This window comes from Pseudomonas sp. Tav-5-1A (assembly GCF_055755055.1).
Genome location: NZ_CM146901.1, coordinates 334,700 through 348,848 on the forward strand (window position 1 = coordinate 334,700; position 14,149 = coordinate 348,848).

The window sequence follows — 14,149 nt, forward strand, 5'->3', positions numbered from 1 at the left end:
CGCCATCCGCAATCAGTGCGAGCGGTGCTCGTTCCTGCAAGTTTTATGGCTGCTGTATATGAAGACCCCCGTTTGGTTCCCCCAGAGTTTCTTTGCCCGCACGTTGTGGTTGGTGCTGGCTGTCGTGCTGTTCTCCAAGGCGCTTACCCTGGTTTATCTGCTGATGAACGAGGACGTGCTGGTGGACCGCCAGTACAGCCACGGCGTGGCGCTTACGCTGCGCGCCTATTGGGCGGCCGATGAAGACGACCGCGAGCGCATCGCCGATGCCGCCGGCCTGATCCGCGTGGTGGGTGGTGGGGTGCCCGAAGGCGAACAGCATTGGCCCTACAGCGAGATCTACCAGCGCCAGATGCAGGCCGAGCTGGGCGCCGACACCGAGGTACGCCTGCGCGTGCATGCGCCGCCGGCACTGTGGGTACGCGCGCCCAGCCTGGGCGCGGGCTGGTTGAAGGTGCCGTTGTACCCGCACCCGCTGCGTGGGCAGAAAATCTGGAGCGTGTTGGGCTGGTTCCTGGCTATCGGCCTGCTGTCCACCGCGTCGGCGTGGATCTTCGTGCGCCAGCTCAGCCAGCCGCTCAAGCGCCTGGTGTTCGCGGCGCGCCAGCTGGGCCAGGGCCGCAGCGTGCGCCTGCCGATCAGCGATACCCCCAGCGAGATGACCGAGGTCTACCGCGCGTTCAACCAGATGGCCGAGGACGTGGAACAGGCCGGGCGCGAGCGCGAACTGATGCTGGCCGGGGTGTCCCACGACCTGCGCACGCCCCTGACCCGCTTGCGCCTGTCCACCGAGTTCATGGACCCGTCCAGCGACCTGGCCGCCGACATGCAGCGCGATATCGAGGACATGGACGCCATTCTCGACCAGTTCCTGGCGTTTATTCGCGATGGGCGCGATGAAGCCATCGTCGAGGTCGACCTGGCGCAGCTGGTGGAAGAGACCGTGGCGCCGTTCAACCAGCCGCAGGAGCGCGTGCGCCTGTGCCTGGAACCGATCCCGCCGTTCCCGTTGCGGCGTATTTCCATGAAACGCCTGCTCACCAACCTGATCGGCAATGCGCTGCATCATGCGGGCGATGGCGTGGAAGTGGCAGCCTACGTGTCGGGCGACAACAGCGCGCCGTACGTGGTGTTGAGCGTGCTGGACCGTGGCACGGGCATTCCCGAGGACGAACTGGCGAGCATCTTCGACCCGTTCATTCGCGGTGACCGCGCCCGCAGCGGCAAGGGCACTGGCCTGGGCCTGGCAATCGTCAAGCGCATTGCCGCCATGCATGGCGGCAACGTGGAGCTGCGCAACCGCTCGGGCGGCGGCCTGGAAGCGCGGGTGCGGCTGCCGCTAGGGCTGATGCTGCCCCGCGACGCGGTCTGACTTCGGCGCTCGGACGCGGCCTGCGGCCGCTGCTACGGGAAGCGCACACCACCCCACGCATCGCGACTAAAGTCGGCTCCTACACTGTTCGTGGTAGGAGCCGGCCTTGGCCGCGATGCAGGCGACGCGATGGGGTATCCGCATTCGCGTAGCAGCTGCCGAAGGCTGCGTCCGAGGATATACGGTCAGCCCTTACCCTTGGTACGCGTAAGGTTCGGCCCGCCGTTCTTTTCCAGGTGCTCGATGATCATCCCGGCCACGTCCTTGCCGGTGGTCACCTCGATACCCTCAAGGCCTGGCGAAGAGTTCACCTCCATCACCAGCGGCCCGTGGTTGGAGCGCAGGATGTCCACGCCCGCCACGCTCAGGCCCATGACCTTGGCGGCGCGGATGGCGGTCATGCGCTCCTCGGGGGTGATCTTGATCAGGCTGGCGCTGCCGCCGCGGTGCAGGTTGGAGCGGAACTCACCGGGCTTGGCCTGGCGTTTCATCGAGGCAATCACCTTGTCGCCCACCACGAAGCAGCGAATGTCGGCGCCGCCGGCTTCCTTGATGTACTCCTGCACCATGATGTTCTGCTTAAGGCCCATGAAGGCCTCGATCACCGACTCGGCCGCCTTGGTGGTCTCACACAGCACCACGCCGATGCCCTGGGTGCCTTCCAGCACCTTGATCACCAGCGGGGCGCCGTTGACCATCTGGATCAGGTCGGGAATGTCGTCAGGGGAGTGGGCGAAGCCGGTCACCGGCAGGCCAATGCCGCGGCGTGACAGCAGCTGCAGCGAGCGCAGCTTGTCCCGGGAGCGGGCGATGGCCACCGATTCGTTCAGCGGGAACACGCCCATCATTTCGAACTGGCGCAACACCGCGCAGCCGTAGAAAGTCACCGAGGCACCGATGCGCGGGATCACCGCATCGAAGCCTTCCAGCGGTTTGCCGCGGTAGTGGATCTGCGGCTTGTGGCTGGCGATGTTCATGTAGGCGCGCAGGGTGTCGATCACTACCATTTCGTGCCCGCGCGCGACCCCGGCTTCAACCAGGCGGCGGGTGGAATACAGACGCGGGTTCCGCGACAGCACAGCGATCTTCATGCAACACCTGTGGAAGAGGTAGTAGAGGCCGGAAAAGCCGGCTTGTCTTGAACGTAGGTAACGCCTGGGTTGACCACCAACTGGCCATGCACCAGGGCCTTGGAGCCCAACAGCAGGCGGTAGCGCATGGCCTTGCGGCAGGCCAGGGTGAACTCGACCTGCCAGATCCGATCGCCCAGCGCCAGGGTGGTGCGGATGACGTAGCGGGTCTGGGCGTGGCCGTTGGAGCTTTTGATGGTCTTCATCGCCACCAGCGGCGCCTCGCAGCGCCGGTGACGCAGTTGCACCACCGAGCCCAGGTGCGCGTTGAAGCGCACCCATTGCTCGCCATCACGCTCGAACGGTTCTATCTCCGTGGCGTGCAGGCTGGAGGTGCTGGCACCGGTATCGATCTTGGCGCGCAGGCCGGCGACTCCCAGGTCGGGAAGCGCCACCCACTCGCGCAGGCCGATAACGGTCAAATGATCAAATGTCTTCAATGGGGCAACCGAGGGTAAAAGGTTTCTGATCGCAGCATAGCCGCCGTGGGGCGGCCGCGGAACGACCCGTCTCGCAAAGCGCGGTATTCACGCAGAAACCGGCGCAAATGGCGATAGATATTGAGTGGCAAGCTGAAGATTTCGTTCATCTGCACGGTCCTGTTGGCGATCCATTGCCGGAGCCTGGACTTTAAGCCCATAGCGTCTGACCTTGCATCCGACAGGCACGGTAGTACAGTTCCATTAAATTCCTGAGTCGAGGGTTTGCTGTGGCACAAAAACAGGAAGAAGACGACAAGGTTCGTCTGGATAAATGGCTGTGGGCGGCGCGGTTCTACAAGACGCGCGCCTTGGCCAAGGCCGCCATCGAGAGTGGCAAGGTGCATTGCCGGGGCGAACGCTGCAAGCCGGGCAAGGAGCCCAGGGTAGGTGATGAATTCCAGCTGCGGACCGGCTTCGACGAGCGGACCGTGGTGGTGAAGGCGCTGTCGGTGGTGCGCAAGGGTGCGCCCGAGGCTCAGCTACTATATGAAGAGACGCCACAGAGCGTGGCCAAGCGCGAGGAAGCGGCGCAGCTGCGCAAGGCTGGCTCGCTGGGTGTGACCACCGATGGGCGGCCGACCAAGAAACAGCGTCGGCAGCTCCATCAGTTTCACAGTGAGTCCTAGGCGCTGACCACGCTCAGGCACTTGAACAGCGGCAGGCGCTGCAGCACGCGGAACAGCGGTTGGGTCACGCGCAGCAGCCAGCCCGAGATACCAGCGGCGAACGGCGTGTAGTAGCCCCAGCCCAGTGCCAGCAGGGCCATGGCCACGCCGCCGATGTAGTCATCCTGGCCCCAGTGGGCGCCAGCGACCAGGCGCGGCATTGAAAAGAGCAGCACCAGGCCCCAAATCACCAGGTACTGGCCGAAGCGACGGGCGAAAATGCTCATGAACATGCCCCAGATCAGCAGCACGGAGGCGTGGTCACCCGGGAAGCTCTGGTTCGAACCGTCCTTGAGCTCCAGGTGCGAGTCGATGTGCGGGTACAGGTCGCTCAGGCGGATGGCATCGCTCAGCACCAGCGAGGGGCTGTGATGTTGCCAGCCCATGGCGTCGCAGACCTTGTCGAACAGGGCGCGAATCACCAACAGCAGTACCAGCATCGACACGAAGGCCAGGGTGGCCCGGCGGGTGTGAATGGCCTCGATCACCCAATTGCCACGGATCAGCAGCGACAGCAGGATCAGCCCGACAATGATGTCGAACGGGCGCATGCTCGACACGGCCCAGATCGAACGCCACACCACGTGGTCGGCCAGGGGCTGGTTGAGCAGGTGGAACAGCCATTCGTCGAAAGATGTGAATAGCGCGTGGCCGGCTGGCAGCAACCACAGCCCGATCAGCCCGAACGCGATTAGATTACATAGCAGAAGGCCTCGTACGTTCCACCTTGCTTGGAACAGTGCGGGTTTGTTCATAAGATACCTCTATGTCAGACAGAGCGATCCGCACCAGGCTGGTGCTCTAAAACGGGCTTTTATAGGCCCTTGTAAACATCTTGTCACTATTATCAGATACCCAGACCCCTATGCACGACACACCGGATACCGATTACACCCAACGTTTCATCTTCGACGAATGCGACATTCGTGGTGAGATGGTTTCGCTTGAGCGCAGCTACGCCGAAGTGCTGGCCAAGCATCCCTACCCGGAACCGGTTGCCCAACTGCTGGGTGAGTTCATGGCTGCCGCTGCGTTGCTGGTCGGTACCCTGAAGTTCGACGGCCTGCTGATTCTGCAGGCGCGTTCCGAAGGCCCGGTGCCGCTGTTGATGATCGAATGCTCCAGCGAGCGCGACATCCGCGGCCTGGCGCGTTACGAAGCCGACGCCATCAACCCGGGCGCCACCCTGGCCGACCTGATGCCCAACGGCATGCTGGCCATGACCGTAGACCCAAACAAGGGCCAGCGCTACCAGGGCATCGTCGAACTGGACGGCGCCGACCTGTCGGAATGCTTCACCAACTACTTCAAGATCTCCGAGCAGTTGGGCACGCGCTTCTGGCTCAACGCCAACGGTTCGCGCGCCCGCGGCATGCTGCTGCAGCAACTGCCGGCCGACAAACTCAAGGACGCCGAAGAGCGCGAAGCCAGCTGGCAGGACGCAACCGTGCTGGCCGGCACCCTCACCGCCGAGGAACTGCTGGGCCTGGACAACGAGACCATCCTGCACCGCCTGTACCACGACCAGGCCGTGCGCCTGTTCGACGTGCAGCCCCTGCGCTTCCGCTGCAGCTGCTCGCGCGAGCGTTCTTCCCGCGCGCTGGTCAGCCTCGGCGAAGCCGATGCCCAGGCCCTGGTGGCCGAGCGTGGCGGCGTGATCGAGATCGATTGCCAGTTTTGTAGCCAACGCTATCTCTTTGATAGCACTGAAGTTACACAGCTTTTCGCCGGCGGTGGTCTTGAAGTGCCGTCAGATACCCGTCACTGAAACGTTTAAGTAGAACCAGATCGCGTAAGTGCCGCCGGGTTGCCGCCGTTTCGACAGGAGGCCTCTACTATTTCCGGACGTTTCTGGCATAATCCGGCCCACTTTTAGAGCTGTAGTAGTTTTTTTGTCTCTACTACAAAACGTTTGGAGTACTCGGCCCTGGGCCGACGGGGAACCTCATGACGCAAGCTAATAACACCGTGTACACCGATCTGAGCATCGATGAGCTGGTACAAGAAGCCCTGAAGCGCGGTGAAGGCGAGCTTGCCGATACTGGCGCGCTGGTCGTGAAAACAGGTCACCGTACCGGTCGTTCGCCGGTTGACCGTTTCATCGTTGAAGAATCCTCCACCCAGGACGCAATCGCCTGGGGCCCAATCAACCGCAAGTTCCCGGCCGACAAGTTCGACGCCCTGTGGGACCGCGTTGCCGCCTACCTGGGCGAGCGCGAGCGGTTTGTCTCCCACGTTCACGTAGGCTCTGACGAAGCGCACTACCTGGCCGTCAAGATGACCACCGAGACTGCCTGGCACAACCTGTTCGGCCGTTGCCTGTTCATCAACCCGGAACACTACAACCCGGGCGCCAAGCAGGAATGGCAGGTCATGAACGCCCCTTGGTTCGTGTGCGAACCAGAGCGTGACGGCACCAATTCCGACGGTACCGTGATCATCAATTTCGCGGCCAAGAAAGTCCTGATCGCCGGCATGCGCTACGCCGGTGAAATGAAGAAAGCCATGTTCTCGGTGCAGAACTTCCTGCTGCCGGCTGCCGACGTACTGCCAATGCACTGCGCGGCCAACATGGGCGAAGAGGGCGACGTAACCCTGTTCTTCGGCCTGTCGGGCACCGGCAAGACCACCCTGTCGGCTGACGAAAGCCGCTACCTGATCGGCGACGACGAGCACGGCTGGGGCGAAGGCGTTGTCTTCAACATCGAAGGCGGCTGCTACGCCAAGTGCATCGACCTGTCCGAGAAGAACGAGCCGGTCATCTGGAAAGCCATCCAGCACGGCGCCGTCCTGGAGAACGTGGTCCTGGACCCGGTCACCAAGAAGGCCGACTACGCCGATGACAGCCTGACCCAGAACAGCCGCGCCGCCTACCCACGCGAGCTGATCGAGAAGCGCGCGCCGAAGAACCTCGGTGGCGAGCCGAACGCCGTTATCTTCCTGACCTGCGACCTGACCGGCGTGCTGCCGCCAGTGTCCATCCTCAGCGAAGAGCAGGCTGCCTACCACTTCCTGTCGGGCTACACCGCGCTGGTGGGTTCGACCGAAATGGGCTCGGGCGCCGGCATCAAGTCGACCTTCTCCACCTGCTTCGGCGCGCCATTCTTCCCGCGCCCGGCTGGTGAGTACGCCGAACTGCTGATCAAGCGTATCCGTGGCTTCAACTCCAAGGTCTACCTGGTCAACACCGGCTGGACCGGCGGTGGTTACGGCGTTGGCAAGCGCTTCAACATCCCGACCACTCGTGGCGTGATCGCGGCCATCCAGAGCGGCGCCCTGATCGGTGCCGAGACCGAGCACCTGGGCACCATCAACCTGGACGTGCCGAAGGCCGTACCGGGCGTTGATACCGTACTGCTGAACCCACGCAACACCTGGGCTGACCAGGCCGCTTACGACGAAGCAGCCAAAGGCCTGGCCAAGCTGTTCATCGAGAACTTCAAGAAGTTCGACGTCAGCGACGCCATCCGCACCGCCGGTCCACAGCTGTAATAGCTGCCCGACCTAAAAAGCCGCCCCCCGGGGCGGCTTTTTCATGCCTGTACGACAGACTTGTAGCCGCTGCCGGCAGGCTGCGCTGGGCCTGATGTTCACAGGAGAACTTCAGCGGACGTGCGGGCCAGCGCAGCCTGTCGGCAGCGGCTACGGGCGTTTAGAGTCGCGAAGCCGCATCCAAGTCCATCAACCCCTGCCCATACGCCTCACTGTTGGCATAGATCCCGCGCTTGTTAGCCGTGCTCAACAACAAGTCCCTTAACTGCTGTGGGCTCTTGTCCGGATAACGGCTCTGCAGCCCCGCCAACGCACCGGCCACTAACGCCACCGCCGGCGAGGTGCCCGCCGTCTCGACGAACCTGCCGTCCTTGCCCGTGGTCAGCAACCCTGCGCCGGCATCGCCGCCCGGCACGGCAATGCACCAGGCCCGCGCCACCCCGCAGTAATTGGATTTGGCATTGATGGCCGTGCCGTCGGCCTTCAACGCCACCACGGCCAGCCAGCCTTTCTCCAGCTCTGGCATGGCCAGCGGCAGCCCTGGCTCGGCCAACGGTTCGCGCTTGAGCTCATTGCCCGTGGGGAACACGAATACCGCGCCCTTGGCCACCAACTCGCGGGCGCCAAGCAGCGACGCTTCCATGATCTGCTTGTAGCGCGCTTCGGTAATCTCCGACGCCGGCACCGCGTTCGCCCAGGAGTTGCTGAGGATGCGTGCGCCCTTGTCGAAGGCGAAGCGCCAGGACTTGGCGATTTCCTCGTCAAAATAGAACGGCTCGTTGTCATCGCCGAAGCGCAGGGGCACCAGTTGGGCCCGGTAGGCAATGCCGTGCATGCCCTGGGCGTCCTTGTTGGCCGCCAGCACGCCGGCCATCTGCGTGCCATGGCCGACCCGGTCGATGGTGCCGCTTTGCTTGGCCACGTAGTCGTAGCCCGGGTCGGCAATGCGCCCGGTGAACGAGGGCAGGTCCAGGTTCAGGCCCGAGTCGATCAGGCCGACGATCACCCCCTCGCCAGTGCCGCCGCGGGCATACAGGGCTGACGCCTTGACCACTGCCAGCGCCGGCTGGGCGGCGTATTCCGGGGTTTCGAACGCCTTGCGCTCAACGGCAGCGGCGGTGGCGGCGAAGCCCAGCAACAGGGCGGGAAACAGTAAGGTGACGCGAGGGCGAGGAAGACGGTGTGCGTCCTGCATGGGAAGCTCCAGGGATAGAAAATCAAGGCACCCACTATCGGCATTTCACCCCGCCGTTGCATGGCGGTACTGTTTCCGGGTGTTTGATGAATTCAGCCGCTGAATAAGCCTCATCACACGAATAAAGTTCAAAACCGGGCCGTGCTGTTCTATGGTTTGGGGATTGCCCAGCTACCTTCATCAGAGGATCTGCCATGAGCCAAAGCACCTACGACATCCAGCGCGCCGCCGTTATCGGGGCCGGAACCATGGGCCGAGGCATTGTGATGTGCCTGGCCGCCGCCGGCATCCAGGTGAAATGGATGGACAGCAACCCGCAGATGCTCAACCAGGCGCTGGAGATCGTGGGGCACACCTGGGCACACAATGTCGAGCAGGGGCGCATAGACGCCGCCGAGTCGGCGCGGCGCCTGGCGCGCATCGCCAAGGTCGCCGACTACCCGGCCATCTTCGACGTCGACCTGGTGATCGAGGCGGTGTACGAAAACCTCGAGCTCAAGCAGCAGATCTTCCGCGAGCTGGACCGCGTACTGAAGCCCGGCGCCATCCTGGCCAGCAACACCTCGGCGCTGGACATCGACGCCATTGCCTCGGCCACCAGCCGCCCCGAGCAGGTGCTGGGCCTGCACTTCTTCAGCCCTGCGCACATCATGAAACTGCTGGAGGTGGTGCGCGGCGCCAGGACCTCGCCCGAGGTGCTGCAGGCCGGCCTGGCCCTGGGCGACCGCATGGGCAAGGTCAGCGTGGTCTCGGGCAACTGCCACGGTTTCATTGGCAACCGTATGTTGCACCCTTATGCCAAGGAAGCGCGGATGATGCTGCTCGAAGGCTCGCTGCCGTTCGAAGTGGACTCGGCGCTGCAGGGCTTCGGCTTCGCCATGGGGCCGTTCCGCATGTACGACGTGGTCGGCATCGACCTGGAATGGCGCGCGCGGCAGCTGTCTGGCCAGGGCATGAACGAGCCCGAGGTGCAGATCGATAACCGCCTGTGTGAAATGGGCCGTTTCGGCCAGAAAAGCGGCGATGGCTACTACCACTACGAGCAGGACAGCCGCCAGGCCGAGCACGACGACGAGGTCGACGCCCTGGTGATAGGCGTTAGCCACGGCATGGGCTACGACCGCCGGGCCATCGGCGCCGAGGAAATCGTCGACCGCTGCGTGCTGGCGCTGGTCAACGAAGGCGCGAAGATTCTACAGGAAGGCATCGCCCAGTCCGCCCACGACATCGACCTGGTGTACCTCAACGGCTACGGCTTCCCCAAGGAAGGCGGCGGTCCCATGGCCTGGGCCGACAAGCAGGGCCTGGCCGAGATCGAACGGCGCCTGCTGGAGTTCAAGGGGCGTTTCGGCGAGCATTGGCAACCGGCTGAACTGATCAGCCGGCTGGCCCGCGAGGGCGGTACTTTTGCACAGGCGACCCACGGATGAATGAAGCAATGCCCCAGCGCGAGGATTACCGGCACTTCCAGCCGATCATCACGCGCTGGCACGACAACGACGTGTACGGGCACGTCAACAACGTCACCTACTACAGCTTTTTCGACACGGCGGTGAACACCTACCTGATCGAACAGGGCGGCCTGGATATTCACGACGGCGGGGTGGTGGGCTTTGTGGTGAGCTCGTCCTGCGACTACTTCGCGTCCATCGCCTTCCCCGAGCGCATCGAGATCGGCCTGCGCGTGGGCAAGCTGGGCAACAGTTCGGTGCAGTACGAGTTGGCGGTGTTCAAGGCGGGCGACGCGGACGCCTGTGCGGCGGGGCGTTTCGTGCATGTGTTCGTGGACCGGGCCAGCAACCAGCCGGTGCCGATCCCGCCGGCGCTGCGCGACGCCCTGCAACGCCTGGCTTGACTCAATACCGCGTCGCCTGCATCGCGACTGAAGTCGGCTCCTACGCTGATCGTGGTAGGAGCAGACTTCAGTCGCGATTCAGGCGACGCCGTTTTAGCGGCGGTGCCAGTGGCGACGGTCGTGGTGGTCCCAGCGACGGTCGTGGCCACGGTAGTGACGACGGTCGTCGTAGCCGCGGCTGTGGGCCTCGCGGTTGCTTTCATTGCCCATGTAGTTGCCCAGCGCGCCACCGGCGCCACCGCCGGCTGCCGCGCCGATCAGGCCGCCAGTGCTGCCGCCCATGCTGTGGCCCAGCACGTTGCCGCCTGCGGCACCCAGGCCACCGCCAATGGCGGCTTGACCACGGCTGTGCTTGTTGGCGCCCACGGCCGCGCCACCGGCGCCACCCAGGCCGGCGCCGATGGCAGCGCCGGTGCTGCCACCCAGTTGCTGGCCGACGGCTGCGCCCAGCACCCCACCCAATGCGCCACCAATACCTGCTTCTGCAGTGCCGCCGGCGGAGGCGAAGCCGCTGACCAGGCTCAGGGACAACAAGAGAATCGAGGTGTACTTCATAGACAAAGTCTCAGTGGAATGACGGCGCGATCCTGAGGCTCTGTAAGCAAGCTGACAACATGAAACCGACGAATAACACGACTTGTACACAATTTAACAAGTCATTGTTTTCATGATGAAACTTTATGAATTTCAGCCGGTCATATGTACTTCGGGGAGGCCTTTTCAGCAGTGAAAAGGCCTTTTTTGTTGGTTTTGCTACATGACTTTCCTGAAGCATACCGCAGTGTTCAAGCCTTCGAAACGCTGTACACCCGCGGGCCGCTTTTCTGCGGAAGATGAATCAGGTTCAAGTTGTGCCGGCGCGCCCACTGCACCGCCAGGCCAGTGGGAGAAGACAGGCTGACCAGGGTCTGGATGCCCGCCCGCAGCACCTTCTGGATCAGTTCCAGGCTACAGCGGCTGGTGACAATCGCCAGGCCGCCGCTGGTGGCCACCTGCTGGCGGATCAAGGCGCCGATCAGCTTGTCCAGCGCGTTGTGACGGCCAATGTCCTCGCGGCCCATCAGCAACTCGCCCTCGGCATTCATGAACAGCGCCGCGTGCACTGCGCCGCAATGCTGGCCCAGCGGCTGGAATGCGCTGATGCGCTGGCGCAGGCCGTCCAGCCACTGCGCCGGGGGCAGGGCGCCGCCGGCCAACACCTTGAGTTCAGGCAGCGCCTGTTCCACCGCCTCCACACCACACAAGCCGCAGCCACTGGTGCCGGCCAGTTGGCGGCGCTGGTCCTTGAGGTTCCAGAACGCCCGGCTGGAAATCTCCACCTCGGCCTGCTGCGCCGAGCCGCAACCACTGAGCTTGAGGTCGTAGATGTCGTCCGCGGAGCTGATGATGCCGCTGCCGATGCTGAAGCCGACGATGAAGTCTTCGAGGTCCGTGGGGCTGACCAGCATCACCGCCTGGCTGATGCCGTTGTAGGCGATGGCCAGGGCGACCTCTTCGGCTAGCGCGGTGTCGGCGGTTTCGTGCAGGTCGAGGCTCTGGTAGCTGTAGGTCAGGCTGGCCGGTTGCAGGGTGTCCATGGAGGCGTACCGCTTGAGTGTGTGGGGAAAGCCTAGGCTTGGGCGGCTTTAGCGTCTAATTGTTAAGGGCAATCCGGTGATCGATGAGGTCGATGGTGGTGCGTTTGACGCGGCCTTGAGGCCGCTGCTACAGGGGGAGGCGGCGTTACCGAACCCGTAGCAGCTGCCGAAGGCTGCGTCCGGCGGGATTACAATCCCGGCAGCAATTCGCGGTAGTCGTCCACTGCGGCGAACTCTTCGGTGTCCTTGTGGCCCTTGCGGCTGTCCGGCTCGCGCACCGCCAACAGGTGACCGACGCCAAAGGCGCGGGCGCTGCGCAGGATGGGCAGGGTATCGTCGATGAACAGGCTGCGCGCCGGGTCGAAGCCGATGTCGTCCTGCAAGGCGCTCCAGAAGTTCTGGCTCTCCTTGGGGAAGCCGTAGTCATGGGAGCTGATCAGCCGCTCGAAATACGGCGCCAGCGCCACGCGCTCAAGCTTCACCGACAGCGAGTCGCGATGGGCATTGGTAATCAGGATGACGCGCTTGCCGGCCTGGCGCACGGCGGCCAGGAACGTATCGGCATGAGGGCGCATGGCGATCAGGTGGGCCGTTTCCAGCTTCAGCTCGCGCACCGGCAGGCGCAACTCGTTGCTCCAGAAGTCCAGGCAGTACCAGTTCAGGGTGCCGGCGTTGCGCTCGAACAGCGGGCGCATTTCCAGTTCCGCCATGGCGCGGCTCACGCCGTGGGTCTCGGCGTAGCGTTGGGGCAAATGCTCCAGCCAGAAGTGATTATCGTAATGCAGGTCCAGCAGGGTGCCGTCCATGTCCAGGAGGACGGTGTCGATATCGCGCCAGGTTATGGAATGCATACGAAAGATTCTCAAGCAGTGGGTGGACAAGAATGGCCTGTGCCGCGCCAAGCCACGGTATAGTAACCCGTTCACGCCAAGGAGCCGCCCCATGCGCCAGAAACCCACCGTACTCGCCCGCGAAATAGTCGCCAGTAGCCGTTTGTTCCGGGTCGAGGAGGTGCAGCTGCGGTTCGCCAACGGCGTGGAGCGCACCTATGAGCGCCTGGTGGGGCGCGGCAACGGTTACGGCGCGGTGATGATCGTGGCCATGGTCGACGCCGAGCACGCGGTGCTGGTCGAGGAGTACTGCGGTGGCACCGACGCCTACGAGCTGTCGCTGCCCAAGGGCCTGATCGAGCCGGGCGAGGACGTGCTGGCCGCAGCCAACCGCGAGCTCAAGGAAGAAGCCGGCTTTGGCGCGCACCAGTTGGAGCACCTCACCGAGCTGTCGCTGTCGCCCGGCTACATGAGCCAGAAAATCCAGGTGGTGCTGGCCACCGACCTGTATGAAGAACGCCTGGAGGGCGACGAGCCCGAGCCCATGCGCGTCGACCAGGTCAACCTGCGCGAGCTGTCCACCCTGGCCACCCACCCGCAATTTTCCGAGGGCCGCGCGCTGGCCGCGCTGTACCTGGCCCGTGACCTGCTGATCCAGCGTGGAGCCTTTACCCTATGACCTATCCTCATCCGCTGTTGCCGGGCGTCATCGCGCTGGCCCACCAGGCTGGCGAAGCGATCCTGCCGTTCTGGCGCGCCGATGTGGCGGTGACTGCCAAGGCTGACGAATCGCCGGTGACCGCGGCGGACCTTGCCGCCCACCATGTGATCGTCGCCGGGCTGACCGCGCTGGATGCCTCGATTCCGATCCTGTCGGAAGAGGACTGCGGCATCTCCCTGGCCGAGCGCCAGGGCTGGACGCGCTGGTGGCTGGTGGACCCGCTGGACGGCACCAAGGAATTCATCGCCGGCAGCGAGGAGTTCACCGTCAATATCGCGCTGGTCGAGCAAGGCCGGGTGGTGTTCGGCGTGGTGTCCACTCCCACCAACGGCAGCTGTTACTACGGCGGCGCCGGCCTGGGCGCCTGGCGTGCGCGTGCGGGTGAAGCGCCCGAGGCGATCCAGGTGCGCACCCAGCCGCCGGCGGGTGAAGCCTTTACCGTGGTGGCCAGCCGGCGCCATTCCAGCCCTGATCAAGAGCGCCTGCTGACGGGCCTGGCGGCAAGCCTGGGCGAGCTGGCGCTGGCCAATGTCGGCAGTTCGTTGAAGTTCTGCCTGCTGGCCGAAGGCGCCGCCGACTGCTACCCGCGCCTGGCGCCGACGTCGCAGTGGGACACTGCCGCCGCCCAGGGCGTGCTGGAAGGCGCGGGTGGCGAGGTGCTGGATGTGGAGGGGCAGCCGTTCACTTATCCTGCGCGTGAGTCGCTGCTCAATACCTTTTTCCTGGCGTTGCCGGCTGCGGCGCCGTGGCGTGAGACGCTGTTGCGGCTCTGCAGAGTCGCGTAGCGGCTACGCCTCTGTGGGAGCTGGCTTGCCAGCGAGCTGTTGAAG

General features: G+C 64.1%; 15 protein-coding genes. 8 read left to right on the plus strand and 7 right to left on the minus strand.

Annotated features, from left to right (window positions below; all coding sequences use genetic code 11):
- Nucleotides 1–58: 58 nt before the first annotated feature.
- Entirely contained in the window at nt 59–1,372 is a 1,314-nt protein-coding gene (locus AC0J42_RS01625) for an ATP-binding protein (RefSeq protein WP_416421930.1), read from the plus strand.
- 185 nt (nt 1,373–1,557) lie between these two features.
- Here AC0J42_RS01625 and rimK read toward each other — a convergent pair whose 3' ends face one another.
- Both rimK and rimB read right to left on the minus strand, forming a co-directional pair.
- Nucleotides 1,558–2,463, minus strand: coding sequence for a 30S ribosomal protein S6--L-glutamate ligase (gene rimK / locus AC0J42_RS01630; protein ID WP_008372889.1), 906 nt, complete (start codon nt 2,461–2,463; stop codon nt 1,558–1,560).
- Nucleotides 2,460–2,942: a retropepsin-like aspartic endopeptidase RimB gene (gene rimB, locus AC0J42_RS01635; RefSeq protein WP_416421931.1), complete on the minus strand. Its 483-nt coding sequence runs from the start codon at nt 2,940–2,942 to the stop codon at nt 2,460–2,462. Before rimB ends, rimK begins: the two co-directional genes overlap by 4 nt.
- Nucleotides 2,943–3,211: 269 nt before the next feature.
- On the opposite strand from rimB, the gene AC0J42_RS01640 reads away from it, so the two are divergent.
- Nucleotides 3,212–3,610 carry an RNA-binding S4 domain-containing protein gene (locus AC0J42_RS01640; protein ID WP_416421932.1) on the plus strand — a complete coding sequence of 133 codons (399 nt, stop codon included), beginning with the start codon at nt 3,212–3,214 and terminating at the stop codon, nt 3,608–3,610.
- Here AC0J42_RS01640 and AC0J42_RS01645 read toward each other — a convergent pair.
- Nucleotides 3,607–4,404: a phosphatase PAP2 family protein gene (locus AC0J42_RS01645; protein ID WP_473005094.1), complete on the minus strand. Its 798-nt coding sequence runs from the start codon at nt 4,402–4,404 to the stop codon at nt 3,607–3,609. The two genes, AC0J42_RS01640 and AC0J42_RS01645, sit on opposite strands and share 4 nt — an antisense overlap.
- 110 nt (nt 4,405–4,514) lie before the next feature.
- Between AC0J42_RS01645 and hslO the strand changes: the two genes are divergently transcribed.
- Nucleotides 4,515–5,417 (plus strand): Hsp33 family molecular chaperone HslO, encoded by a 903-nt coding sequence (gene hslO / locus AC0J42_RS01650; protein WP_416421934.1) that lies wholly within the window; start codon nt 4,515–4,517, stop codon nt 5,415–5,417.
- Nucleotides 5,418–5,596: 179 nt separating this feature from the next.
- Nucleotides 5,597–7,141 carry a phosphoenolpyruvate carboxykinase gene (locus AC0J42_RS01655; protein ID WP_416421935.1) on the plus strand — a complete coding sequence of 515 codons (1,545 nt, stop codon included), beginning with the start codon at nt 5,597–5,599 and terminating at the stop codon, nt 7,139–7,141.
- Nucleotides 7,142–7,301: 160 nt separating this feature from the next.
- Here AC0J42_RS01655 and AC0J42_RS01660 read toward each other — a convergent pair whose 3' ends face one another.
- Entirely contained in the window at nt 7,302–8,336 is a 1,035-nt protein-coding gene (locus AC0J42_RS01660; RefSeq protein ID WP_473005095.1) for a S8 family peptidase, read from the minus strand.
- Between the two features lie 194 nt (nt 8,337–8,530).
- Here AC0J42_RS01660 and AC0J42_RS01665 point away from each other — a divergent pair, with 194 nt between their 5' ends.
- Together AC0J42_RS01665 and AC0J42_RS01670 are read left to right on the plus strand one after the other, a co-directional pair.
- Nucleotides 8,531–9,766 (plus strand): 3-hydroxyacyl-CoA dehydrogenase, encoded by a 1,236-nt coding sequence (locus AC0J42_RS01665; RefSeq protein ID WP_416421937.1) that lies wholly within the window; start codon nt 8,531–8,533, stop codon nt 9,764–9,766.
- Nucleotides 9,763–10,191, plus strand: coding sequence for an acyl-CoA thioesterase (locus tag AC0J42_RS01670; RefSeq protein ID WP_416421938.1), 429 nt, complete (start codon nt 9,763–9,765; stop codon nt 10,189–10,191). Before AC0J42_RS01665 ends, AC0J42_RS01670 begins: the two co-directional genes overlap by 4 nt.
- A gap of 93 nt (nt 10,192–10,284) precedes the next feature.
- Here the strand turns inward: AC0J42_RS01670 and AC0J42_RS01675 are convergent, their stop codons facing one another.
- The 3 genes from AC0J42_RS01675 to yrfG all read right to left on the minus strand — a co-directional run bounded on the left by AC0J42_RS01675 (nt 10,285) and on the right by yrfG (nt 12,619).
- Nucleotides 10,285–10,746 carry a glycine zipper domain-containing protein gene (locus AC0J42_RS01675; protein ID WP_416421939.1) on the minus strand — a complete coding sequence of 154 codons (462 nt, stop codon included), beginning with the start codon at nt 10,744–10,746 and terminating at the stop codon, nt 10,285–10,287.
- A 230-nt stretch (nt 10,747–10,976) separates the two neighbouring features.
- Entirely contained in the window at nt 10,977–11,768 is a 792-nt protein-coding gene (fdhD, locus tag AC0J42_RS01680) for a formate dehydrogenase accessory sulfurtransferase FdhD (protein WP_473005096.1), read from the minus strand.
- A 188-nt stretch (nt 11,769–11,956) separates the two neighbouring features.
- A complete protein-coding gene (gene yrfG / locus AC0J42_RS01685) occupies nt 11,957–12,619 on the minus strand; it encodes a GMP/IMP nucleotidase (protein ID WP_473005097.1) in 663 nt (220 codons plus the stop codon).
- Between the two features lie 91 nt (nt 12,620–12,710).
- Between yrfG and nudE the strand changes: the two genes are divergently transcribed.
- Complete coding sequence (gene nudE / locus AC0J42_RS01690; protein WP_416421942.1) at nt 12,711–13,277, plus strand: ADP compounds hydrolase NudE; 567 nt, start codon at nt 12,711–12,713, stop codon at nt 13,275–13,277.
- Nucleotides 13,274–14,104, plus strand: a complete 831-nt coding sequence (gene cysQ / locus AC0J42_RS01695) for a 3'(2'),5'-bisphosphate nucleotidase CysQ (RefSeq protein ID WP_473005098.1) — start codon at nt 13,274–13,276, stop codon at nt 14,102–14,104. The genes nudE and cysQ overlap by 4 nt, the downstream gene beginning before the upstream one ends.
- Nucleotides 14,105–14,149: the final 45 nt, after the last annotated feature.